Origin of the sequence: Chitinophaga sp., assembly GCF_017745275.1 — a bacterium.
Taxonomy (GTDB): domain Bacteria; phylum Bacteroidota; class Bacteroidia; order Chitinophagales; family Chitinophagaceae; genus Chitinophaga.
In genome coordinates, this window is sequence record NZ_JAGHZS010000001.1 from 360,678 (window position 1) to 386,030 (window position 25,353).

A 25,353-nucleotide genomic window follows, 5' to 3' on the forward strand; every position below is an offset into this window, starting at 1 on the left:
CTTACGGCTGTAATCCTGCTTTTATCTCGTCCCACAACGGCTGCTGCAACTTGTTGTACTGCGGTGCATACAGGTGTACCAGGTCAAAAATCATCACCCCGGAAGTTTGCGAGAGAATTAATTTAATAGCCCTGCGGATATCCGATTTTTGATTCCAGTTGGTATTACCGGCATCAATACTGCCTACCAGCGGCACTTTCCCCTGGGTTACATAACGGCCTCCTTTTACTGATCCTTCCACACTCCACCAGTTATAGGTTAAGTTAGCCGTGGCCGGATTATCAGCGAGGTATAACTGGGAGAAGTAATTGCCCGTCATCAGCAATCCCAGTTCTTCTGCATAGCCATATTCTTTGGTTTGCGGATATGCCCAGTCCATGCGGATTTTAGGATCATTGAAGGGGTCGTATTGCTGGCTGCCCCAGTTCACTCCTACGGGGTAATAATCGCCATACCAGCCACCTACATAAGCGCCAAACAACGCATCTGCACGAGCTGCCTTCACGCCGGCATGTGCTTTTTTTACGAAGTTGTAAATCACGCTCATGCGATACGCCAGCCAGCGCTTGTAATATTTACCCGTTACTGCAGGCGTAGTTTGACCACTTTCTGTTTTCCACGACGTCACTATATCCGTGGGAAAATTGAGGAAGTTGGCATTCTGATCGTGAAACACGTCTTTCAAATATTGAATAAACTGTGTTTTGCTGTAGTCGGAAAAATCTGCGTCGATATTGGCATATCGGCCGTAGTCGAGGATCACGCCATCTACGGCATATTTGGTCACAATCTCTTTCAGGATATTGATAATACGGTCCTGTACTTCCGGGTAGGCCGGGTTCACAAATCCAGGGCGACCTGTTTCTGTAATGGGAACACGTTTCCCGTTGACATCACAAACGATCGACTGGTACTTGTTTTTAAACGTGGCATCTTCAAATACAGCGCCTGTTTTATCGTCGTTATCTCCTTCCACGAAGGTCATTACGGAAGCGTATATTTTGAAGTTTCTCTCTTTGGCTTTTTTCACCATAAAATCGAGGTAGTCCACATCGGCAGGCAACGATTTTCCATTATGACTGCCCACCTTTTTCGTATAGGCGCTGGGGAAAACTGTATGGCCGGACGACTCTTTTACATCTACTACCAATGAAGTAATCCCTATTTGCTGCAGGGTATCCAGTGTTTTTCGTATAGCTGCTGTATCATTGAAACGGCCATAAGTACCGAATACATTCGCATTCAGATCTATCCATACAATAGCTTCTTTTTTACCGGTAGGAATAGGAATGGTATCTGTACCGGTACCGGGATCTACGGGCGGTGTATCGTTATTTTTCTTGCAGGCTGTTGCCAGTAAAAGCAGGCAGCAGGCCGACAGCAATGTTGATTTTATCATTACGCATTATTTTAATGCCACGCGCAAGCGCGTGGCAACTGGTTAATAAGTAGTGAGTTCATAACCGATGATACCCACATTAGTGAGCACCATATAGATGTAGGCACTGGATCTGTCGGCGGAGAAAGATACGCACAGATCGCCGGTACCATTGCCGTTATCGGCAGCGCCCCTGATCTCTTCGGAATTGAATACATTGAACGTACCATAGTTCGGATTACCCGGCGACATGCTAACCGCAGCAGGATCTGTAACATCAAACAACGCGATGTTACCGCCGTTCAGGCTCCAGGAAGTGTATTTCAGGATGGCCAGGTAATTGGCGTTGTTAAAGCGGAAATACAGGGAAGGGGCATGGAAGATGTTGCCCGCTGCATCGCCATTAAACGCCGATGTGCGCGCATTGCTGCCACCATTCACCATGGCTATCTCCGCACCGTAGTTGAGGAAGTAAGTACTGCTGAAGGAAACATCTGTAGGCACCGCATCTGCGAGATAACCGAAGTTACCGGCATTGGAAGCATAGGTACTGATCACTGGCGCCGTATTCACATCCGGTGTATTGGCGGCGTTTACAATTTTCCCATCATGGATACGCCATTTGTAGATGTCATTCGTGAGAGAGGCCGTAGCATAGATCACCGCATCTTTATTCACATCTCCGTAAATTCTTACCCGGCGGCCCAAACCACCCCAGGCAGTACTATTGGTCCATTCCAGGATTTTTTCCGGTGCAGGATCTGTGGCATTTTTCCAACGATATAAACGGAATTTATCTCCGCTGGCCGCAAAAGTAGCACCCAGCAAGGCGCCGGTACTATCGTTCTGCATCTGGAAGGAATAGTAGTCGTTAGCCGGTAATGGCATGTCGCGTACATAGTTGCCCGTAGTACGATTGAACAGCCGTAGCTTAGATGGATTGGTATTGCTCACTATCACGAGGTAGTCGCCGCTCACCGCCATACTGGTTTCCGTATAGTTAGTACTGATGCCACCGCCGCCGGAAGCTGCGCCCAGCTTAACAAACAGCTTACGGGTAATACCAATGCCATATGGCTTTTTCACCGGCGGCATTACTTTTAACGTGTATTGCTTCACGATACCATCTATGCTTTTCACCGTGAAAGGCAGGTTAGCAGAGAGATCCAGCGTTGCATCGGGAGCAATGGACACAGTAGAATGGCTATTTACGGATATCGCTACTTTCACTTTACTCACGTCAATACCGGGGAGAATGTAGAAAATCACGTCATTGCCTTTGATCACGGCTTCCATTTCTGTTGGCTCACCATCCATCAGATATTGTATGGTAGCGCTTTTCACGTCGGTATTCCCCACTTTCTTTGCCACCACTACTACCTTTCTTTTTTCACCGGTACCCCCTTTTATTTCCAGCTGCACAGGCTTGGATAAATCCATCGGTACGCCCAAAGCGGGTGTTACCACAGCATCCAGCGGGATATTGGCGCGGAGCACCAGTTGTTTCATATCGGTTTCGTTGTCTGATTCTTCCGGATAGAAGTACGGTACATCGATGTAGGCGGTATCGCGTGCGGTGCTGTATACAGGATCAAACTTTGCATCTTTTACGCCGGGAAGGCCTACCCAGATATCCTGCAGACTGTTGTCTGATTTCGGGAAGATAGGTTCCGGCTGCCGGCAGGCAGTAACCGCCATGCCCAGTCCCAGTATAATGAATATATTTCGCATGTTCATGTCTTTTTTGTTACGCATAATGATTACCAACCCTGAATTTGTTTCATTGCAGGATTCTTGATGATCTCATCCTGCGTGATAGGCATGTAATAGAAAGAGCTTGGGAAATAACGGTTTTCCTTATCGCAGTCCACTTCGGTATAAGTAAAGCCGCTGCCGTTATCAGTTACTTTATGCCCGTGGAAACGTACGTTGTTCAACACAATATGCGCTTTACGCCAGCGGCGCAGGTCCCAGTAACGATGTCCTTCAAAGGCCAGTTCCACTTTACGTTCATGCTCAATAGCAGCCATCATGGCTTCCGGCGTGGCGGCTACCACACCCGGCAGTTTCACCCTGTTGCGTACTTTATCCAGGGACACTTTCGCTTCCGGAATACGATCCAGTTTGGTGAGTGCTTCTGCATGAATCAGCAATATTTCTGCATAACGCATTTCTATCCATGGCTGATTACTTCCCAGTACCAGTATATTAGTGTTGGTTTCATCCAGCATTTTGCGGATATAATAACCCGTTACCGTTTTGCGCGGATCGGTGGCTACTTTAAAATCGATGTAGCCCTCTATTTTGTCTTCGGGCGTTGTATTCAGCACGCGTCCTTTCCAGTTGGCGCCATTGTATAAAATGCTGGCATAGAAACGGGGTTCCCGGTCTTTATAAGGATCGGCTGCCATAGCGGCTTCCGACCAGGAAAATTTGCGGCCATCCGACATTTCATATTCATTCACCAATTCAGCAGTAGGTACGCCGGTAGCGCCGCCACCGTCTACATCTGCCGGCGGACAAAAGAAGTAGTCCAACTGGTGGGTAACACCCGGGCGTTGATAGTACAACGCAAAGATGGTTTCCTTGCTGTTGTTGCTGGTAAACAGTTTACCGTAATCGCTTTCCAGGTCGTATACGCCGGAGTTGATCACTGCTGCAGCGGCATCTGCGGCATGTTGATAGTATTCCGTTTTTTTAGCCGCGGGCATGCCGGTAAGTGGATCTTTATTAAATTGTTTGTTGTCGTATTCCGCTACGGATGCAGCGTATAGCCATGCCCGTGCCAGCAGTCCGTTGGCGGCGCCTTGTGTGGCACGGCCCTTTTGTGCAGCCGGCCATTCTTTTGGCAGGTGTGCAGCGGCAAAAGTGAGGTCCTGTGTAATAAAATTCCATACGGCTTCTTCACTGCTACGGGCCATACTCTGGCTGGCAGGGAGCTTATCGAGGATAATGGCACTACCGTTGATACGCGCCAGCCAGAAGTAAAAATAGGCCCGGATATAACGCGCTTCCGCTTCGTACTGTATCTTTTGTTCTGCATTGATTTTGGCATACAACTGCATGCCATTCAGGAATTCATTGATGCGTTTAATATTAACATACGCCGTTTCCCAGAATGAAATGCCCGGAGCGGTGGCATTCACCTGCCCCGGGTTGTACATCAACTTGTTCACTGATCCATTACCGGTAGTATTGGAAGTATATTTTTCGATATCGGTCAATGCATCGGTAGCATTGCTGTAGCCGATAGGAAACTGGCCGAAAGAAAAGGTTTTAAACTGGTCGTACATGCCATACATGTACAGGTCTACGCTGCTGGCATTTTTCCAGATAGCCGCATCGGTATAACGGTCGCCGGGCATCCCGTCCAGCTTACATCCCTGCATCCCCGCGGAAACGATGAACAGTAGCAGCAAGGCCTTTTTTATATTTGAGCGAAATGTGGTCATAGTAATTGCTTTTCCGGTTTAGAAAGTAAGGTTAGCGCCAAAAGACAGCATCTGTTGTTGCGGATAGAAGCCGTTGTTGGCGTTTGGCATTTCCGGATCCATGTACTTCAGGTGATCCAATGTGATCAGGTTAAATCCTGCCAGGTAGAAGCGGCATTTTTCAATGTTCAGTTGCTTTAGAATAGTAGCAGGTACTGTTACTCCTATCTGTGCAGATTTCAAACGTACATAGGCGCCATTCTTTACCCATTGAGAGTTAGCCCAACCGTTGTGATTTGGAAACCCGGCCCTGTCGGCCGTTAAACGGGGGAACGCTGCATTTGGATTGTCAGGAGTCCAGGCTTGTTCTACCAGGTAGTAGGGACTGTTGCCGGCACCATAAAACGGACGGGTAAACGGTGTGTTATCATTCACCCCCCAGGTACCGGATGAACCTTCGTATTCCCCACCGAGTGATACATCTACCAAAGCTGCTCCCTGTATTAATGCAGAGAAATCAAAGATGCCATAACGCAGTTCCAGGTTTAACCCATACATGATTTGCGGAATGTTGCTGCGACCCATGTAGGTGATATCATCCGTAGTAATTTTACCATCGCCGTTGATGTCCTTGTATTTGATGAAGCCGGGAGCCGCGCCACCACTGGGTGAAGACGGCCAGTTGTTTACTTCGTCCCAGTTCTGGAATAAGCCTTCAGAAATAAATCCTTTCTTTTCGCCGATACTTCTTCCCGGAGTTCGCTGCCATGCGGGCCATCCATCAGGATCATTTTTCACGAGAATTTTATTACGTGACCAGTTGAAGTTACCGGTTACACCATAATCCAGTTTGTTGTTTACTTTATGGCGATGGGTAACCTGCAGGTCTATCCCGCGTACATCGGCCATCCCACGATTGATCACCTGTGTATAGTAGCCTCCCATGGAAGGTGGGAATAAGTTGCCCTGTACATCGAGTATGTCTTTGGTAATTTTATAGAAATAATCAGCGGTTACAGAGAGGGCGCCATTGAACAGGCTTACATCTGCTCCAACATTGGTGGTGTATGCTTTTTCCCAGGTGAGGTTCACATTCGGCGGATTACCGGAATAAATACCTGATACCGATTTATCACCAATCACCACCACTGGTTTGTCTGACAGCGAAAAAGTTTGCAGGTACTGGTAATCACCAATCCCCCTGTCGTTACCCGTTTTACCGTAAGAAGCCCTTAATTTCAGGAAGTCTACTTTCTCTTTCAGGCCGGCAAAGAACTGTTCTTCACTCAGCACCCAGGCCGCAGATGCTGCCGGGAAAAAGCCCCAGCGGTTGTTCACCGGGAAGTATAAGGAGCCATCGTAACGGGATACCAGTTCCAGCAGGTAGCGGTTTTTGTAAGCATAGTTGACCCTGGTTACCAGTCCGGAGCGGGCGTTGGTACCGCTGTTACCGGTAGGTTGAACAATGTATTTATTGTCCTGGTCGCGGAAATCAATTTCTTTCAATTCTGTGAGTGGTAAGTTACTACCACCGGCAGAGAAGCCATTTCTATCGTATTGGGAATATTCATATAAGGCCAGCGCTTTGATGCTGTGTTTACCTACTTCGGTGCTGTATTGAATGCTTGGCTGGAAGGTTTGGCGCGCGTTATTGCCCTGCGACTGGCGCACGGTGTTGATGTTGATACCCGGCGGCAGCGAAGGATTCCAGTAGAAGCCGGTGCTGCTTTGTTCTCTCACCATCATGGTATAAGGGGTGGTCCAGCTTTTAAATTCCTGGAAAGATTTATCGTAGGCTGTCATCAGTTTCAGGTCCAGTCCTTTTACGTAGGGCACGTGCATAGTGAAAGTGAGCGCGCCCTGGAAGGTGCTGGTGAGGTAGCGTTGCCAGCCGGATTGTTCAATTACAGCTTGTGGATTTACAATACCGGAGTTAGAGCGTGTAGCCGTTGGCGTACCATCGATGGTAGCGGGGATGTTGGGCAATGCTCTTACTGCCTGGTAGAAGGGATTCATGTATTCGCCGTCATCCGCGGGGATACCGGTGCTGTTGCGTGTTTCCTGGCGTGCGCCGAGGTCGAATGCTATAGAGAATGTTTTACTGATGGTAGCGTCTACGTTGGTTCTTACGTTGAAGCGTTTATAGTCTGATCCTTTTACTACCCCTTCCTGGTTGAGGTAACTGGCGTTGGAGAAATAGCGGATTTTATCGGAGCCCCCTCTTACACTTACGCTGTGGTGTTGCGCCATTGTTTTTCTGCCGGTGAGCATGCCGGTCCAGTCGGTGTTGCCGAGGTAAGGATCTTTGTTGGTGCCGTTCCGCAGGGCCGCAATCTGTGCGTCGGAATACGTGTATGGAATGGGATCTCCACCGGTGGCGGTGAGGTAATCATTATCCATTTGTTCTCCTTTTTTGAACCAGTACATGTAATCTGGTCCGTTGAGGAATTTAGGGAAGCGGGTAAAAGCGGTACGGGTAATTTCTCCGTCGTATGACACAACGGGTTTGCCGGCGGCGCCTCTTTTGGTGGTCACGAGGATTACGCCGTTAGCACCTTGTACACCGTAAGTAGCTGCAGCGGCGGCGTCTTTCAGGAGGGTGATGCTTTCTACTTCTGTTGGATCAAGGCTGCCGAAAGAGCGTTCCACGCCGTCTACAATTACTACCGGTGCGTTGCTATTGTAAGTACTTTGTCCGCGGATCAGCAGCGTGGCATCGTCAAAACCGGGGCGACCGGAAGTCTGGCTGGCTACCAATCCCGGCAAACGACCTGCCAGTGCATTGGTCAGGTTCATGGCCGGCGTTTTCTTCAGCTCTGCGGAAGAGATCTGTGCCACGCTACCGGTGAGGGATGCTTTCTTTTGTGTACCGTAACCTACTACCATTACTTCGTTCAGGTCTTTCGGGTTTTCTTTCAGGATAGCGTTGAAAGGCTGCCCTGGTGTAGCGTTGATGGTGATGGTGGTAAAGCCGGTCATTGATACCTGTAAGGTTTGGGGACCATTGGCGGGGAGACTAAAAGTCCCGTCGGGGTTGGTCACCATTCCTTTTTGTGTACCTTTTACCAGGATGGTAGCACCCGGCAGCGGGTTTCCTTTCTCATCCCTGACGGTACCTTTCAGCACCTGTTGCTGTGCCAGCGCTATCCCATGCTGTATGATCAGGAGTATCATCAGCAGGCAGGTGCGCCACATTAGATTTGGTTTACGTTTACTCATAACTTGAATTTAGCCGTCAGTTGTTAGCTGTTGGCAGTTAGTGATTGCCTTTTGCGATTACTTTTACAGGGATTAGTTTTTTCATAGGTAGCAACAAATGTTATTACGAAAAGGTAGCCGCTACCTGGTACAGCGCTCTGGGTACGTGGAAGCAGCCTTTCCATTTTCCGCCTTTGAGCGGTAGTAATACTTCGCCTTGCCTGTTGAGGTATCCGAACCACTCTGCGTGTTCCGTATCGCGGAAATGTTGCCAGGTATAGTCATGTACTTTTTTGAACCAGGTGGCGCAGCGTGGATCGCCGGTATAGGTGTAGCCTTTGGCCAGGGCCACCAGTGCTTCTACGTGTACCCACCACAGTTTCTGATCCCACTCCAGTTGTTGTGGTGGATGGCCCAGGATATCTTTAAAATAGAGGATGCCGCCAAATTCGTTGTCCCATCCAAATTCCAGGGTATCGAGCATAATGTTGCATGCCTGGCGGAGCAGGGAGGGATCATTGATTCTTTTGGCGAGGTCCATGATAAACCACATGGCTTCGATGCCGTGACCTGGATTTACGAGGCGGCCTTCGAAGCTGTTGGAGAAGGTGCCGTTGGCGTATACATTTTCAACGATCAGTTTTTTATCCGGCTGATAGAATACGTCCATTACTTCGTGTACTACCGTAGGAATAAATTCAGCAACGCGGGAAGCGCCGAGCAGGTGTTCCATTTCGAGCGACAGGTTACAGAGTATCATAGGTAAGCTGAAGCCTTTGAGTGGACGGGTACCGGGATAGGCCTTATTATAGACTCCTTTCCAGTTGTCCTGGCGGAGGAGGATACTTTCAAAAGTAGTGAGGGCAATTTCTTTGAAACGATCGCTGGGAGTGGCTTTATCGAGTGCGGCAAATCCCATGGCGGCGAAGCAGTCGCTGAAAATATTATAGGCTTGTACCAGTGGTTTTCCCTGTTCATTGAGGGAGAAGTACCAATGTCCTTTTTCGTTGCGACCATATTTTTCCATGAAGGTGGCGCCGTGCAGGGCCATATCGAGCCATTCCTGCCGGGGCGCGATGTGGTTGAACATATGGGCGAAAGTCCATACTTCGCGGCCTTGCAGCCACATAAACTTATCGGTATCGAATACGCTGCCGTCCCTGTTCAGGCAGGTATAAAATCCGCCATTGGTTTCGTCTTTGCTGAAGTTGACCCAGAAAGGCAAAATATTATCGAGTAATTCGGTTCTATATAAACCTGCATAATGCGAGGTATTTAATTCGTGGGAGGTCTCTTCCTGTCGATCGGCTACTTTTGGTTGCATTCTTTTTAAATTATTTTATTTTCAGAAGCCAATTTATTATTATTTTAATTATAAAGCAACCATTCGTAAATAATTTTATTAATAAAGGTTGTTTCATGACAACTTGATTAACTTTATTAATTATATACTACTTTTAAGAAAAAATATCATTCATACTGCATGACAACCCAGGAAAGCATATTTGAAATCTTTTCAGAAGAGAATCTGGCCGGTGTGGCTTATAAGAATAAATCCCTCAAACGCGCGATCATTGATCATCTGGACCAGCTAGGCAACAGCACTATTACTGATTTAACCATTGCCCTGAATATCAGTGTCCCCAAAACCACCAGTTTAATTAATGAGTTGATGAGCGATGGCATTGTGAAGGAGTATGGGAAAGACGACTCCAAAGGCGGGCGAAGGGCCAGTATGTACGGGCTGGTAGCGGAATGTGGCTTCTTCATTGGAGTAGACATCAAGAACTTTTATGTGAACATCGGCTTATTGGATTTCAAGAAGGAGCTGGTAACTTCCGAGATGCACGTTCCTTTTACGCTGGCTAATACGCCCGAATCTTTTAAAGAGCTGATCAACATTATTCTTCACTTTATAGAGCATGTACCGGTTAACAAAAAGAAGATCTTCGCTGCCTGTCTCAATCTTTCCGGGCGTATCAACAGTGAGAAAGGGTATAGCTACAGCTACTTTCATTTTAACGAAGAGCCGTTGAGCCAGATCGTGGAAAACGAGATTGGCATCAAAACCTTTGTGGAAAACGATTCCCGGGCCATGGCTTATGGAGAGTTTTACAACGGCACGGTGCACGACGAGAAGAATGTACTGTACCTGAACCTCGATTATGGCATTGGTTTAGGCATTATGATAGACGGTAAGATTTACCGGGGTAAATCCGGCTTCAGTGGCGAGTTTGGGCATATCCCGATTTTCACGAACGAAATCATTTGTCATTGTGGCAAGAAAGGCTGCCTTGAAACAGAAGCCTCCGGGCAGGCGCTGGTACGCATGTTCCAGGAAAGAATAGAACAGGGCCATACCTCCGCGTTGCTACAGGGCAAGAAGATGCCGGAGCACCTCCGTGTATCAGATATTATAAAGGCTACCTTAAATGAAGACACACTGTGTATAGAGTTGATTGCGGAACTGGGCGAAAAAATAGGCCGTGGTATTTCTGTACTCATCAATCTCTTTAACCCCGAACTGGTGATTATAGGCGGTATCCTGGCAGATACCGGCGATTATATCCGGCTGCCGATCCGCAGTGCACTGAACAAGTATTCGTTAAGCCTGGTGAATAACGATACGCAGTTACGGATGTCTAAACTCCATGAAAAAGCCGGTATTATTGGAGGCTGTCTCATTGCAAGGCATAACCTGCTTGCTTTTAATAAATAATTACATCAACGGCTGTTGTTTTTTAAATTATTTTATTAAGTTTGTTACGATTAATAATAAATATTAACTATTCATCGTAACAAATTTCCATGTTTACAACACGTATATCAGCCAACGGAAAAAGGATATTATTATTCGGCATTGCAGTCGCCACCGGTTGTATGGCTCATGCACAGGGCGTTTCCAGCGCATTGAACCAGGTGATCATCAACACCCCGCAAGGCCATGCCTTACAAGTACCCGGCCTGCTCAGTGAGCAGCTCCCCTCCCTGAACTACCAGAAAATAGTACTGCCCGGCCCACAATACCTCATTTCCGACGACCCTGAATATATTCGTGTACCCGAGGGCGTAGCCCTGCGGGAACCGGTGCAACCCGGCACTGTAAGGCTCTATCTTTACAACGTAAACGGCGTACAGGAACCACAGAAAATGGACCGCAAAATAGCCGCGGTGATTAAAAATACCGGGAGTCAGCCTATGCATATACGCATGCTGAAATACGCTTCCCAGAAACCTACCACCAACTATTTCTTTGCCGGCAAACAAGGCCTGGCGGACTTCTTCGCCTCCAAACCCGAAACCACTGCCCGTGAAGTAAAGCCCGGCGCCAGCATTTGCCTGGACCCCATCCAGGATAAAGCCGTGGTGAAATATGATGAACTGGTACATGGCTTCTATGAATTTGTGATTGACCAACCCGGAGAAGTAAGCATTGTACAAACCGATTTAAAAACACCGGCTACCGTGGCTGCTGCACGCGTGAAAACTGCCCTCGCCACCAAACAATACGCCGGCGCCGGCCGCGGCACCTACGGTATCAGCAACTACCGCATCATTGCAAAAGATACCCTCGATACTAAAAATGGACTCGCACAAATTGTAGTGGCAGACGGAGAAAAAGATCCATGGGTGATAGGTAAAGAAGCCACCACCGGTGAACTGAAAAGCCTGGATGGCAACTATGGTATCATCTATCATATAGACGTGGCCTGGAAAAGCTCCGATGGCAAAGGCCTGGCACTTATGACCTGGAATCCCCGCGGCGATAACAGCCAGTGGTGCGGCGGTATGGCCAACACCATGATTGTGAGTGGTGGCAAGTTTAAAGAAGGCATTATACAATTACCCGGCAATCAACTGGTAACGACCAAAGCCCCGGAAGCAATCCTGGTGCAGATCTTCACGCCATCGAAAGATGGGAGCGTGCAGCAAATTCACCTGACCTACTCTCCCCCCGGCGCCTCCTGCCTGCCAACACCATTGGTGCTGGTACCGGTAGACCTGTAATAACAAATAACGGAAATCATATACACAGCGGCGTTCCATCACGGAGCGCCGTTTCTTTTTAACCATCGGGCAGCAATACCTTCATCACCGCATCCTTATACTGCCGCCCGATAGGCAGCTCCAACCCGGCAATTTCAATCAACGATGCACCAAACGCCGTTATTTTATCAATCGCAATAATATAGGAACGATGGATGCGGAGAAACTTTTCATCCGGTAATTTCTCCTCCAGGTACGTGATACGCTGATAAGTAATTATTTCCTGGTGAATAGTTTTTACTTTCACATAATCCTTCAGGCTCTCTATACAAATAATGTCTTTCAAAAATACCTTGATCATCTTCTTATCTGATTTCAGGTAAATAAAAGGCGCACTGGCCGCAGGCACAGGCAACAGCATCACCTTTTCTTTGCGATGTTGCGCATGGTACTTATTAATGGCCACCAGGAAGCGTTCAAAAGGAATGGGCTTTACCAGGTAATCCAATACCTGCAATTCAAAACCGTCTACCGCGTAATCGCGGTAGGCAGTTGTTATTATCACTGAAGGGCGGATGGAGAGCGTTTTCAAAAAATCAATGCCGGATAACTTAGGCATCTGAATATCCAGGAATAACAGGTCTACTTTATTCGTTTGCAAAAACAATAACGCCTCAATAGCATTATTGCAACGCCCTGACAACGTAAGAGTATCCAGTTGCCGGATGTAGGTACACAATACATCCGCAGCCAGTGGCTCATCATCTACTACCAGGCATTTTATTTTAGACAGCATCATGCTTGTAATTTAATTTTCAGGTCGACGATATACCGCCCCGGTTCCCGATACTGCTGCAATTCATGCCCATGCGGATACAATAATTCCAGCCTGCGTATAATATTGCGCAACCCAATACCACTACGTTCCCCCGTTGGCGTTATTGTATCGGTTGTATGGCTGTTTTCAATTTTCGCCTGCAACCATCCTTCTTTTACTTTGAGGTCGATGGTGACCCACACCAGGTCAGTTTCATTACTCACTCCATGTTTGAACGCGTTCTCCACAAAAGGAATCAGCAACAGCGGTGCAATAGAAACAGCAGCCGTATCGCCTGATACATTCAGCGATACCTCCAGCCGGTTACCATAACGCAACTGCTCTAACTGTATATAGTTTTGTATATGCGCAATTTCTTTCTGCAACGAAATACCAGGTGATTGCGCATCATATAACATATAACTCATCAGTTCTGATAGCTTCAACACCACCACCGGTGCACCCGGCGACTGATGCAACGTAAGCGAGTACAGGTTATTTAAAGTATTGAATAAAAAATGCGGCTGCACCTGCGCTTTCAGGTAGTTTAATTCTGCACGCAGCTTTTCCTGTGCCAGCTCCTGCTGCTGCTGTTCCTGGTAAAACGACTGCTGTATAATCCGCATCAGCAACGTGAATAACAACACCGGGCTCAGGAACCATAACATACCTTTCAGTAACAAATACCAAACAAAAATAGCATCCAGGTGAGTGCTATCCGGCAACAACAATGGCTCCCACACCCACTCGCTCAACACCCTGTTCAGCAGCGATGCCACAAACAACAACAACACCGCACTGATGATATAGCTCAGGTACTTTTTCCGGGCATACAGGTGCGTAAATAATACATACGCATTCACATAAGCCGTTATCATCGCCCCAGGTAAATTCATGGCCTCTATCTTCAAATAATACCACCACCCATCATCACCATCTGAATGTACCCCCGTGTACACCAGCATGTATGTAGCCCAGAAAAGCAAATGAGCCCACCACCGTTTATCTATTTTGTTTAATATATCCATTACTGGTATAAAAATAGTATTTGCCGCCGCCTGTCACCATTATTTCGACGAACCGCAACTTGCCACCGGCTTTCTCCTGGTTACCCGCTTTTGCGGTGATATCCGCTGTATGTCTATCACAACCGTGCGCCGGACGAATTCCTTTACGCCACAACGCGTTTCCATCTTCCTTTGGTAAATAAAAAACAACATGGATATGCCTTGTTTCAACAGGAATTTAAACAAAATATGGCTTTGCAGCCTGTTAATTTCCGGATATACCAGCTACGCACAAACAACTAAAACATTGCAGACGGTTACTATTACCGCCCCAAAGCCATTAGTGGAAAAAAAGGCCGACAGAACAATTGTGCATGTAGACGCTTTACTGTCTGCTACCGGCAGCAACGGGATGGAAGTGCTGGATCTGGCGCCGGGCGTACAAACCGGTAATGATCAAATAACCCTGCAAGGCAAACCCAATGTTACCATCCTGCTCAATGGCAAACCGGTTTATTTATCAGGTGCCGAACTGGCCGACTATCTCCGTGCCCTCCCTGGTGCTTCCATTGCCAGTATTGAGATCCTTCCCTATCCGCCCTCCGGTTATGACGCCGCCGGCAATGGGGGCATTATCAACATTATCCTGAAAAAGGAACATAAAAAAGGATTCAATGGCACCCTGCTTTCCGAAAACATCCGTGGCCGCTGCAGCCGCATCACACAAAACGCCCACTTCAACTACCGCAATAATAACGTGAACCTATACACAATGCTTGATAACTATAACAGCAACGGATATAGTAAAATAGAACGAAACAGAACTTATCCAGCCTCCGATTTACAACACAGTCAACAACAAAGCGTGTCATTATCCCAACTCCATCGCTTCCTGGGAAAAGCAGGACTGGAGTGGTTTCCATCTTCCAAAACTACCCTCCACACCGGTATCCAATATATTTACCGCGACCTGGCCATTCAGAATAACGGCAGCAGCACAGAACAGTATACTGCTACTGACAGTGTGATTCAAACCGACCACCACCGTCAATACTATTATAACAACACCAATATATATGCACAACTACGGCATGCTTATGATAGCAACGGCCGGGAAATGGCCGTAGACGCCGATTATATCCGGTATACCCGTGGTCTGAAGTGGAGGGAAACCGAACAGCTTCATTCCTATCAACAGATACTCACAGGTGATCAGCCGGTCAGCACCACTATTTTTACCTTTAAAGCAGATTATACCCTGCCCCTGGGTAAAAGCCGGAAACTGGCTATCGGCTATAAAGCAGGATTTGCACATACGCAAGCCGGCGCCTTTGATTACCGGGAAAATATCCAGGCTGCTTATGCTCATTATAACCGGCAAATCCGCTCCTTTTCCTACCAGGTGGGCCTGCGGGCAGAATATACCCATACTTTCAGTGACTACCTGAACCTGTTTCCCAGCGCCTCTTGCTCTTATAAATTATCTGTACACCAAATCGGGGTTTCGTATAGCCGTCGCATTGACCGGCCGGAATATTTCCAGCTTAACCCGGCCCTGTTACTGATAGACCGGTATACCTATGAGCTGGGTAATCCTTACCTGCAGCCACAACTGTCGGACAACATGGAGTTATCATATAATTATAAAAATGAGTTTAGCGTGAGCGGGTTTTATACCCAGGTTCGTAATAACATGGAAGAAACGGTGCAGGTGAAAGATGGCAATTTCTACCAGCGCATGGACAACATAGGCCGGAAAAAACTGACCGGCATCAACATCTCTGGTAGCCTTGCCCTTACGCGGTGGTGGAACGTGCTCCCCTATCTCCAATACACACACCGCGTCACTCATGCACTACTTCCTGATACCGGGATATACCTGCAAAATGATCATTGGAGCCTGACGCTGACGCAGCAGTTTAACTTTCCCCGCGGTTGGGGTGCTGAAATATTTGGCAGCTATACTACTGCGGAAGCGTTTACACAGTATACGCAGCAGGGCGGGTGGTATATACATACGGGTGCCGGCAAAAAGATCTGTGGAGACCGGGGCATCATCAAACTGAATATCCGTGACGTATTCCATAGCCGGGTAGACGCACAACAATTTTACCATTTGAATGGCGTTACCGATTACCAGCATCGCACCTGGGATACGCAAAGCGTGACCCTTGCCTTCTCGTGGCGATTCAGCAAGGGTCAGAAAACGGGCAAAGGTGTTAGTGCCGGCAGTAACGAAGAAAGCAGGCGTTTGGGAGAACTATAGTTCATCCGGATAAGGTACTGCTTTCCGGGTGCCTTTATATAATGGCAATTGTGCGTGTCGTTGCTTCAGTTGTTGTGTAAGCAGTTTGGCCAATGCTTTCGTTTTTTCCGGGAAACGGGCAGCAAGGTCATTGGCTTCATAGATATCTGCTTCGAGATCGTACAGCTCCAGCCGGCGTTGCTTCTCGAGGTAAATCAGTTTCCACTTGCCTTGCCGGATGGCAGTGAGCCAGGAATTGTCGGCGCCCAGGTTACCACCGGTCCAGTCGTTGGGATAATTCCAGATGAGCGCGCGCTGCTGGTCCCGCAGGGACGGTTGTTTCAGGTAAGGGATGATACTTCGTCCATCAATAGTTTGCACGGTGTGATAATTTTTTATGCCGGCCCACTCCAGGATAGTAGGATAGAAATCTTCCATGATCATATATTGTGTGTTCACAGTACCTGGTTTCGTTACCCCTTCCCAACGTACTATCATTGGCTCCCTGATACCGCCTTCGTATAGCGCGCCCTTCCCGCCACGGAGGGGATAGTTTTGGGTATTATCGCCGCCCTGGCGTGGCGGATGTGAAAAGCCGCCGTTATCTGACATAAATACAATAATGGTATTTTGGGTAAGATGATGTTGATCGAGGTAGTCCATCAATTCCCCGAGGCTCTGATCCATGCCTTCTACCAGGGCTGCATAGGCGGCTTCCGGTTTGGGAAGGCCCATATCCAGGTAGCGTTGTATAAAGCGGTTGTCTGTATTATAAGGCAGGTGTACAGCGTAGTGTGCCATATAGAGGAAGAAGGGTTGCTTCCTTTGCTGTGCAGTATCCATAGCCAGCATAGCTTCCTGTGTCAGGTCTTCTGTGAGAAACGACTTTCCTTTTCTGTATTTATCCAGTCCGGGCATTTCTGCCTGTAAGATAAAGCGACCGGGTACGCGGCCGAAGTCGTCTTCCGCGAGATAGGAAGCCGGATGCCCGGCGGCGCTGCCGCCAATATTTTTAATGAAGCCCAGTTGCAGCGGCTCGGCACCAATAGTTTGGTAAGCGCCGAAATGAGCTTTTCCACATTGAATAGTATAATAACCATGTGCTTTCAATAATTGGGGTAACGGGGTAGCATATACGCTTCTTTCCTGGCCCGGTATGGGTGAGATCCCGTTTACATTCCAATCGGGCGCTTCCAGTACGCTATCCTGACCATCTACTGCTTTATTTTTGAGAGAGGTCCAGTTGCTTACCCGGTGGCGGGCTACATTCATGCCGGTCAGCAAGCTGACGCGGGAAGGTGTGCAAACCGAGGCTGCGTAGGCGTTGGTGAACTTAGTACCCGCTTTGCAGAGGCGTTCCATATTGGGCGTATGGAATTTACGGTTAGCGGGCGTGATGCTGTCCCAGAAGGGTACTGAGGTATCCTGCCAACCCATGTCATCTACGAGGAAGAAGATGATATTGGGAGAAGCGGGTGTTTGACTGCAGAGGGTAGTGTGAATGCTGAAGAGCAGACAGCCACTGAGAAATATTTTTTTCATTGTTCCGGATATACTTGGTCTGTCTTTTAAAAATACAAAATTTACTACATGATAAATTAATTCTCTTCTATGCGGGAAATGGAAATTATGCAAAAAACACTTGACAACAATAGTAAATCTACAGCAACAGGAATTCTATACTGGCAGAACATTACAGCGAACGTCCTGCATGCATATTTTCATGATTGCAGCAACAATTTATAGAGGCGCGGTAATGATACTGTGTTACAGAAGACAAAAACCTATATTGTTTTTTTCCAAAAAACAATATATTTTTATAGCGCTGATGAAAAAAATAACGTTGTGTTAACTGTATTCAACCAGTCTGAAAACAGGACCCATATTACAACAATACCAAACTGTAGTTTTTTGCTTTTGAAATATATTTTTTGCTTTTGAATTTTTTTAGCTTGAGAATCATTTAAATCCACAAAATCTGACAACAAATAAGCCAATACGATGAAAGCTGTAGAACTGCCATGGTATGGCGTTTTATAGTTATTTTTTACATAAAAATAACCGGTCAATTTTCGGGCATGGAGATATAATGTTTATGCTGTAGCCAATTTATTATTCTGTTACAACAAGTCCGTTAGCTGTTTAGCAAATTTATCTTCACTTGCGCTGCAATTCCGTTTTTTTAACCTGCATTCGTCATCAAAAATGACGGGCAACTAAATTTATGCCTAAACCAAAATGAAGTATGAGAACGACCTACTGATAGCTGAGATATGTTACAAGATGTAGCAGTAACCATTAACAGCATGTAGCGTCTCCAATTTTTTTTCACATAACAAACCCAATTTAAACCGTATGAAAAAAGGTTTACTACTATGGCTGTTGCTAGCCATCGGTATGGTGCAAGCTTTTGCCCAAACCCGAACGATTAAAGGTAAAGTAACGGATGCACAGGATGGCTCACCGTTACCAGGTGTATCTGTGAGCGTAAAAGGCGCTAAAACAGGTGCTGTATCCGGTGTTGATGGTACTTTTAGCATCCAGGTAGACAACGCCGCTTCCCTCGTTTTTTCCTTTGTAGGCTATGAGCAGAAAGAGGAAAAAATTGGCAATCGCCAAAGTATCACCGTTGCATTGAATAATAGCAACAAAATATTGAACGAAGTAATTGTAACCGGCTATGGTGAATTGAAAAGAAAAGATGTTACCTCTTCCGTAACAGCGGTATCCGGTGCATTGATTAACGACCGGCCAACTACCAGCTTTGACCAGGCATTAACCGGAAGAGCTGCTGGTGTGAATATCGGCCCAGGTTCCGGTGTATTGGGTGATGTGGTAAAAATCAGCATCCGTGGTGTAAACTCTATCAGTAACAGTAACCAACCGCTGATTATTGTAGATGGTATTCCTATGAACACCAATACTAACCTGAACGTATTTAACAGCGGTAACGGTACCCGTTACAACCCACTGGCAGATATCAACCCTAATGACATCGAAACAGTAGACGTACTGAAAGATGCTGCTGCTACCGCCTTATACGGTTCACGCGCTGCTGCGGGTGTAATCGTTATCACCACTAAAAGGGGTAAAACAGGTACTATCAACATTAATTATAATGGTTATGTAGGTGCTGCTAAAGCGGCCCGCTTACCTAAAGTACTGAATGGTGACGACTTCAATACCATCCAGAACGAAAAAGCGGCTAATTCTACCAGGGCAGGTAACCCGATTGTTCCTATCGCAAAAGATATTGACTTAAATGGCGATGGTAAACCAGACAGAACTGACTGGTTGAAAGAAACCTTTCAAACAGGTATTGTCCACAGCCACCAATTATCACTTTCCGGTGGTACTGAAAAAGCTAAATTCTATGCTTCAGGAGAATATTCTGATCAGAAAGGTATCGTAATCACCAACCGTTTGCGCAGAGGCGGCATGCGTGTGAACCTGGATGTAACCCCTAAAAAATGGTTGAAATCAGGCATCTCCCTCTATGCTTCCAAAACATTGAATAACGGTGTGTTGTCAGATAGCTACCTGGCAGGTTCTACCAGCTCTTCCTTCTCTGCTCCGCCAAACGTTCCGGTGTATGATAAAAATGGTGAGCTCTATATTAAAGCCAGCAACGGAGACCTTGGTGATGGAGGTAATACTATTACTCCGGCCAACAGGTTTAACCGTTTCTTCCACCCACTCTCCAACGTTTTGCTGGGAAGAAATGATAACACCTCTACCCGCGTATTATCTTCTGCTTATGTAGAAGTAGAACCTATTCCCGGTTTGAAATTCACTTCCCGCTTCAGTGTTGATTTCCTCCAGAACTTCGAAGATCAATACAGCGGTCCTAAACAAGCAGGTAACGGTATTGGCCTGAATGGCCTGGTACAGGAAAACCTGCTCAGAAAAAACCAATGGAACTGGTCAAACTATGCTACTTATACCAAGAGCATTAATGATATTCATTTCATCAATGCTACGCTGGGTGTTGAATCTCAGTATGCACAAGAAAAAAGCTTGTATACCGGACAAGGTAACCTGGCTGACTCTTACTTTAAAGAAATCTATGACGGATTATACGCCGGTGTAGAAAACAGCTTTACCGGTGGTGGCAACATTGCCAATGCATTTAACTCTTACTTTGGTAAAGTAGGTTATAACTATGGTTCCAAATACTACTTTGATGCAACGTTGAGAGCAGATGCTTACTCTGATTTTGGTATTAACAACCGTCGTGGTTACTTCCCAGGCGCCTCAATTGGATGGAGAGTATCTGAAGAAGGTTTCTTCAAAGATAATGTATCTGTCATCAGTGATTTAAAACTGCGTGCCAGCTATGGTTTGGTGGGTAACTCCAACATCAGGGCATATGCTTACAGAACGTTGTATGGTGGTGGTAGCTACGCCGACATCAATGGATTCTCCCTGAACCAGGTTGGTGATCCTAACCTGAAATGGGAAACCTCAAAAAAACTGGATATCGGTATCGATGTCGCGCTGTTGAAAAACAGGATTACCGTAACAGCTGATTATTTTAACAGTAATATCGACAACCTGATCCTGGATGCACCGATATTGGCTACTGTAGGTACCCCATGGAATCCTGTTACCAACGTTCCGGGTTCTATCCTTACCACTAACATTGGTGCGATGTGGAACAGAGGTGCAGAATTTACTATTAACACCCGTAATATCGAAACCAAAGACTTCACCTGGTCTTCCAGCCTGAATTTCACTTATATTAAGAACAAAGTAACCGCTACTGCGGATGGAAGTGATATTTCTGCTGCGAATAACCGCGCCAGCATAGGCCGCACACTGGGTGTATTCAAACTCGTAGAATGGGGTGGTGTAAATCCGGATAACGGTTTCCCTATGTTCTACAACAAGAACCACGAACTGGTAATGTACAACCCAACCCCGGGTGTAGCCAATAAATGGACCACTCCTGACGGCAAAACAAATAAGAGCCCAATTTCCTCTTCTGATGCCCAGTACCAGGATAAATCCGGCTATCCTACCTTCTTCGGTGGTTTAAACAATACTTTCACCTACAAGGGTATTGATCTGAGCATCTTCCTGCAATACAGCGGTGGCAACTACGTTTACAATGCTACCCGTGCTGCGTTGATGACTACCTTCTTTGGTAACAACCTGGAAGAGATCAAGGACAGATGGACACCGGACAATAAAAACACCGATGTACCTAAACTGTTCCTCGCTGATGCTACCATTACACAAGCATCTACCAGATGGCTGGAAAAAGCAAACTTCGTAAGAGCGCGCGAAATCAGCCTTGGCTATACTTTCCCAAGCGTAAAAAGACAACTGGGTGTAAATACCCTGCGTGTATATGCGTTAGTACAGAATGCTTTCATTATCACCAAATACAAAGGTGCTGATCCGGAAATCAATACTAACCGTACCAATAATATCAACTACGGTGTAGATAACAGAGGTGTTCCAATGCCAAGAGTATTCACGTTCGGATTAAATGTTGGATTCTAATTGTTAGTGACTAAAAAAGAGAATTATGAACTTAAAAAATAAATTAAACTTCACTAAAAGATTCCATCTCGGCTTTGCGATGGGTACAGTGGCCCTTGCCTCCACAGTGATGTTTTCGTGCTCCAAAGTAAATGATCAGCAACCATTCTCCAAGCTGGATCCCAAAGATGCATTCAGCAACCCGGAAAGGATTGGTAAAGCTGCAGTAGGTATGTATGATGCGTTACAAAACGTGGAATTCCTGGGCGGTCGTGTACTTATTTATGCAGATCAACGCGGGGTGGATGTTAACAGCGCCAGTTATTTTACCAACCTGGGTACTTTCGATATGTTGTCTAACAACGTATATGCCTTCAACTGCTGGTCTGGCGGTTACAGAACCATCAACGAAGTCAATTTCTTCAGCATGAACCTGAAGGAAAATGAAAAAGTTGTTACACCAGAGGAAGCAGCCGGTTACTATGCGGAGGGTAAATTTATCCGTGCCCTTACCTATTTCTACCTGGTAAATACTTATGCCCAAACCTTCAGAGCTTCAGCAGATGGTAGCCATATTGGTATTCCCCTGATCCTGACTGCTCCCAAAGATGGTGCGGAAGCAACAGATCCTAAAAACAAAGTAAAGCGTAACACCGTAAAGGAAATTTACGACCAGATGATTAAAGACCTGCTGGAAGCTGCACCTGCATTGCCTGTTTCAACCGGTGACGGTTTTGCTGACCATGCCAGGGCTACCAAAGGCGCTGCACACGCTTTGCTGTCCCGTATTTATTTATACCAGGGCAACTGGGCTAAAGCAAGAGATTTTGCCGACAGCGTGTTATTATCTTCTGCCGGATATGAACTGGATGCTACGCCAGCTACTGTATTTTCAGCAGGCAACTATCAAAGTTCTACTGAACGCATTTTCTCTGTAGCCATGAACTCCGGGGATAATCCAAATACAAATAACGCACTGGGTCAGCACTATGGTTCCAATGGTCGTGCAGATATTTCCATCAGCGCCGACTATCGTAAATTACCCAACTTCGATTATCAAACTGATTTAAGAGGTAAGCCACTGTTCACCTATAATATCGATAAGGTGACTAAAGATACCGTTGCCTTCTATACCAAGAAGTTCTTCGGTACCAGCACCTTTGATGCCTGGGTACCTGTAATACGCCTGGCAGAAGTAATGCTGATCAAAGCAGAAGCATTAGCCAGACTGAATACAGCAGCACCGGATGCAGAGGCTATTCGCTTACTCAATGCCATCAGAACAAGGGCAAAAGCCAGCACCCTGGCGCCTGCCACACAGGCTGACCTGATCACCAACATCCTCACAGAACGCCGTATTGAACTGGCTTTCGAAGGTCATGGTGTAATGGACTTCCAGAGAACTCAGCGCGACATACCTGCACATGGTAATGTGATAACACAGAAATGGAATGGTAACTATACCATCTTCCCGCTTCCTGTTTTAGAAATAGAACGTAATCCAAACATGGTACAGAATGACGGTTACTAATCGAAAGATGAACTACTGATATCATTCCTAATACTATATAAAAACAAATATGCCGGCTGCAGATGTAGCCGGCATTTGTTTTTTTGTTTATGAAATCTATCAGCGCTTACTTAAAGAAGATTTTCCTGACGGTCTTATTGGTTTGCTCAACTACATACATATTTCCTTCCGTATCTACACATATACTCCGGATACTGCTAAACAACGCCTGGTTCAATGTACCATCCTGGTAGCCTCCCCTTGGAGGCGCCGTACCACCTTTCCAGCCCGCAACGGTAATCACCGCATCGTCTGTCACCATACGCACCGCATTATTATCTGCTATATACATTACCCCTGCCACCGGATCACTTACAATACCTGACAACAAGGAGAGGCCTGCCATCCGGAGTGGCCCATCATTATACCCCCACTGGAAACCGGTATAAATAGATTTGTTACCATCACTGATCCTTAATACCTGCGCATCGTCACTGGTATAAAAAATATTGCCGGCATTATCTACTGCCATTGTAGTACCTGGTGTTTCATAGGCATTGAGCGCCAACCGGGTAGCATTGCCAAATGCATCCAGCTTGTATGGTCCATTATACTGTCCACCTACGAACAACGTACCATTCTTATCTATCGCAATGCCAAATGGCGTGAAGGTAAAGCGGGCATAGGTAGTAACTACCCCGGCAGGTGTTATTTTACGTAAGGCTTTGTTTACCTGGTCTACTACGTATAAATTATCCTGCGCGTCCACTACCATCCCGGTGACGTAGTTAAATGAAGCATTTGTACCCGTGCCATTTTCAAAACCGCTTTGTCCATCTGCGCGGCCTGCAAACAGGGTCACGGTACCATCCTTCGCTACTTTCTTTATCACATGTACATCTCCTACATACACGTTGCCATTTTTATCTGCCGCTACCCCAAACGGATAATTAAAAGCGCTGCTATTAGGGCCACCAGCAAAGGTGATTACACCGGCTCTTTTAAATACAGGTCCTGCTGCTACCAGGCTGCCTACTTTCACTTGTACTGCACCGGTAGAGATACCAACGGGCATCACTACACGCAGCGTGGTATCTGTAGCTTCGCTCACTGGTACGCTGATGCCGTTAAAGGTCACCATATTATCCCCGGCATTGGAGCTAAAACCAATCCCTTTTACAATCACTTCCGTTCCTGCCAGTCCATTATCCGGCAATAACTGTTTCACGCCCAGCGCCTGTTCTTTAAACAAAGGTCCGGTGGTTTGCTGACCATTCACCATAATCTGCAAAGCTCCCGCACCTGCACCTGCCGGTACTTTCACGCTGATCTGGCGGTCGCCGGTGGTAGTCACCACCGCAGGCTGCCCATTAAACATAACGCTTACTTCATCCGCCAACGTGCTGAAATAGTCACCGGTAATATCTACTACCGCACCAGCAGGGCCACTTAGCGGCGCCACTGTTTTGATGACAGGCTTAGGTACTACTGTAAATACATTACCTACCGTTTTCTGCCCGTTGATGCTTACCGCCACCGGACCGGTAGCCACGCCTTCCGGTGCTGTTACCACCAGCTTATTATCAGCAGCACTTACTACTGTAGCCGGCTTACCGTTGAAGGTCACCATATTGCCGGTAGCAGCAGTACTAAAGCCGGTTCCACTGATGACCACCTGTGTACCGGCCCCACCTTTCACCGGCTTAATACTACTGATGAGTTGAAAAGTAAAATCAGGTCCGGATACGGTTTTACCGCTCACGTTTACCACCACTTTACCTGTTCCCGCTCCTTCCGGTACTACTGCAATCAGCAAAGTATCCGAAGCCGCGGTAATCAGTGCTGCCTTACCATTCACGATTACTGCCGCCGGGCCTTCCAGGCTGCTGAAGCCGGCACCACGAATAGAAATGTTCGTACCTGCGGGGCCGTTAGCCGGGTTGATACCATGTAAACTCAATGCCTGGTAAGTATACGTACCCAGGTCCTGCTTACGCTCTCCGGCTTTCACCGTGAGCGTACCGCTGGTTCCCTGTTCAGGCGCCAATACAATCAGTATGGAGTCGCGGGCATCCACTACTTTGGCGTCTGTGCCGTTAAAACTTACACTTACGTCTTTGGTAAGACCCTGTCCCTGCAGGGTAACAATGGTACCAGCGTTACCACTGTTAGGCCAGAATGTTTTTACATTCATGGACACAGCGTCCTTGTTGTTATTTTTCCTGCAGGCGAAAGCCAGTATACTGCATACTACCAACAGGGATAAATATCTTTTCATATTAGTTGTATTAGT

Annotated in this window: 14 protein-coding genes; 5 read left to right on the forward strand and 9 right to left on the reverse strand. The window is 46.8% G+C overall.

Annotated elements, in window-relative coordinates; all coding sequences use genetic code 11:
• Position 1: 1 nt before the first annotated feature.
• The 5 genes from J7623_RS01490 to J7623_RS01510 form a co-directional block, all read right to left on the reverse strand.
• Positions 2–1,399, reverse strand: a complete 1,398-nt coding sequence (locus tag J7623_RS01490) for an alpha amylase family protein (protein ID WP_291916409.1) — start codon at positions 1,397–1,399, stop codon at positions 2–4.
• A gap of 42 nt (positions 1,400–1,441) precedes the next feature.
• Positions 1,442–3,109, reverse strand: a complete 1,668-nt coding sequence (locus J7623_RS01495; protein WP_291916411.1) for a DUF5018 domain-containing protein — start codon at positions 3,107–3,109, stop codon at positions 1,442–1,444.
• 29 nt (positions 3,110–3,138) lie between these two features.
• A complete protein-coding gene (locus J7623_RS01500; RefSeq protein WP_291916413.1) occupies positions 3,139–4,830 on the reverse strand; it encodes a RagB/SusD family nutrient uptake outer membrane protein in 1,692 nt (563 codons plus the stop codon).
• 18 nt (positions 4,831–4,848) lie between these two features.
• Positions 4,849–8,028 (reverse strand): TonB-dependent receptor, encoded by a 3,180-nt coding sequence (locus J7623_RS01505; protein WP_291916415.1) that lies wholly within the window; start codon positions 8,026–8,028, stop codon positions 4,849–4,851.
• Positions 8,029–8,131: 103 nt separating this feature from the next.
• Positions 8,132–9,331 carry an AGE family epimerase/isomerase gene (locus J7623_RS01510; protein ID WP_291916417.1) on the reverse strand — a complete coding sequence of 400 codons (1,200 nt, stop codon included), beginning with the start codon at positions 9,329–9,331 and terminating at the stop codon, positions 8,132–8,134.
• 159 nt (positions 9,332–9,490) lie between these two features.
• Between J7623_RS01510 and J7623_RS01515 the strand changes: the two genes are divergently transcribed.
• Positions 9,491–10,726, forward strand: coding sequence for an ROK family protein (locus J7623_RS01515; protein WP_291916419.1), 1,236 nt, complete (start codon positions 9,491–9,493; stop codon positions 10,724–10,726).
• Between the two features lie 89 nt (positions 10,727–10,815).
• On the forward strand, positions 10,816–12,015 hold the full coding sequence (locus J7623_RS01520; protein ID WP_291916420.1) for a copper amine oxidase: 1,200 nt from the start codon (positions 10,816–10,818) through the stop codon (positions 12,013–12,015).
• A gap of 58 nt (positions 12,016–12,073) precedes the next feature.
• On the opposite strand, the gene J7623_RS01525 is transcribed toward J7623_RS01520, so the two are convergent.
• Positions 12,074–12,793, reverse strand: coding sequence for a LytTR family DNA-binding domain-containing protein (locus J7623_RS01525; protein ID WP_291916421.1), 720 nt, complete (start codon positions 12,791–12,793; stop codon positions 12,074–12,076).
• Entirely contained in the window at positions 12,790–13,839 is a 1,050-nt protein-coding gene (locus tag J7623_RS01530) for a histidine kinase (RefSeq protein WP_291916422.1), read from the reverse strand. Before J7623_RS01530 ends, J7623_RS01525 begins: the two co-directional genes overlap by 4 nt.
• Positions 13,840–14,029: 190 nt before the next feature.
• Here J7623_RS01530 and J7623_RS01535 point away from each other — a divergent pair, with 190 nt between their 5' ends.
• Complete coding sequence (locus tag J7623_RS01535) at positions 14,030–16,084, forward strand: outer membrane beta-barrel family protein (RefSeq protein ID WP_291916423.1); 2,055 nt, start codon at positions 14,030–14,032, stop codon at positions 16,082–16,084.
• On the opposite strand, the gene J7623_RS01540 is transcribed toward J7623_RS01535, so the two are convergent.
• Positions 16,079–17,605 carry a sulfatase gene (locus tag J7623_RS01540; protein ID WP_291916425.1) on the reverse strand — a complete coding sequence of 509 codons (1,527 nt, stop codon included), beginning with the start codon at positions 17,603–17,605 and terminating at the stop codon, positions 16,079–16,081. The genes J7623_RS01535 and J7623_RS01540 overlap by 6 nt on opposite strands.
• 813 nt (positions 17,606–18,418) lie before the next feature.
• Here J7623_RS01540 and J7623_RS01545 point away from each other — a divergent pair.
• Both J7623_RS01545 and J7623_RS01550 read left to right on the forward strand, forming a co-directional pair.
• The gene (locus tag J7623_RS01545) at positions 18,419–21,571 is read left to right on the forward strand and encodes a TonB-dependent receptor (protein ID WP_291916427.1); all 3,153 of its coding nucleotides are present in this window, start codon (positions 18,419–18,421) and stop codon (positions 21,569–21,571) included.
• 25 nt (positions 21,572–21,596) lie between these two features.
• Positions 21,597–23,081, forward strand: coding sequence for a RagB/SusD family nutrient uptake outer membrane protein (locus J7623_RS01550; protein ID WP_291916429.1), 1,485 nt, complete (start codon positions 21,597–21,599; stop codon positions 23,079–23,081).
• Between the two features lie 106 nt (positions 23,082–23,187).
• On the opposite strand, the gene J7623_RS01555 is transcribed toward J7623_RS01550, so the two are convergent.
• On the reverse strand, positions 23,188–25,338 hold the full coding sequence (locus J7623_RS01555; RefSeq protein WP_291916431.1) for an IPT/TIG domain-containing protein: 2,151 nt from the start codon (positions 25,336–25,338) through the stop codon (positions 23,188–23,190).
• Between the last annotated feature and the right edge of the window lie 15 nt (positions 25,339–25,353).

Excerpts from the sequence above, each read along its gene's own strand:
- J7623_RS01530 (WP_291916422.1), bottom strand. The coding sequence starts at position 13,839 with ATGGATATATTAAACAAAATAGATAAACGGTGGTGGGCTCATTTGCTT.
- J7623_RS01495 (WP_291916411.1), bottom strand. The coding sequence starts at position 3,109 with ATGCGAAATATATTCATTATACTGGGACTGGGCATGGCGGTTACTGCC.
- J7623_RS01540 (WP_291916425.1), bottom strand. The coding sequence starts at position 17,605 with ATGAAAAAAATATTTCTCAGTGGCTGTCTGCTCTTCAGCATTCACACT.
- J7623_RS01510 (WP_291916417.1), bottom strand. The coding sequence starts at position 9,331 with ATGCAACCAAAAGTAGCCGATCGACAGGAAGAGACCTCCCACGAATTA.
- J7623_RS01515 (WP_291916419.1), top strand. The coding sequence starts at position 9,491 with ATGACAACCCAGGAAAGCATATTTGAAATCTTTTCAGAAGAGAATCTG.
- J7623_RS01525 (WP_291916421.1), bottom strand. The coding sequence starts at position 12,793 with ATGATGCTGTCTAAAATAAAATGCCTGGTAGTAGATGATGAGCCACTG.
- J7623_RS01490 (WP_291916409.1), bottom strand. The coding sequence starts at position 1,399 with ATGATAAAATCAACATTGCTGTCGGCCTGCTGCCTGCTTTTACTGGCA.
- J7623_RS01550 (WP_291916429.1), top strand. The coding sequence starts at position 21,597 with ATGAACTTAAAAAATAAATTAAACTTCACTAAAAGATTCCATCTCGGC.
- J7623_RS01500 (WP_291916413.1), bottom strand. The coding sequence starts at position 4,830 with ATGACCACATTTCGCTCAAATATAAAAAAGGCCTTGCTGCTACTGTTC.
- J7623_RS01555 (WP_291916431.1), bottom strand. The coding sequence starts at position 25,338 with ATGAAAAGATATTTATCCCTGTTGGTAGTATGCAGTATACTGGCTTTC.
- J7623_RS01535 (WP_291916423.1), top strand. The coding sequence starts at position 14,030 with ATGGATATGCCTTGTTTCAACAGGAATTTAAACAAAATATGGCTTTGC.
- J7623_RS01520 (WP_291916420.1), top strand. The coding sequence starts at position 10,816 with ATGTTTACAACACGTATATCAGCCAACGGAAAAAGGATATTATTATTC.
- J7623_RS01545 (WP_291916427.1), top strand. The coding sequence starts at position 18,419 with ATGAAAAAAGGTTTACTACTATGGCTGTTGCTAGCCATCGGTATGGTG.
- J7623_RS01505 (WP_291916415.1), bottom strand. The coding sequence starts at position 8,028 with ATGAGTAAACGTAAACCAAATCTAATGTGGCGCACCTGCCTGCTGATG.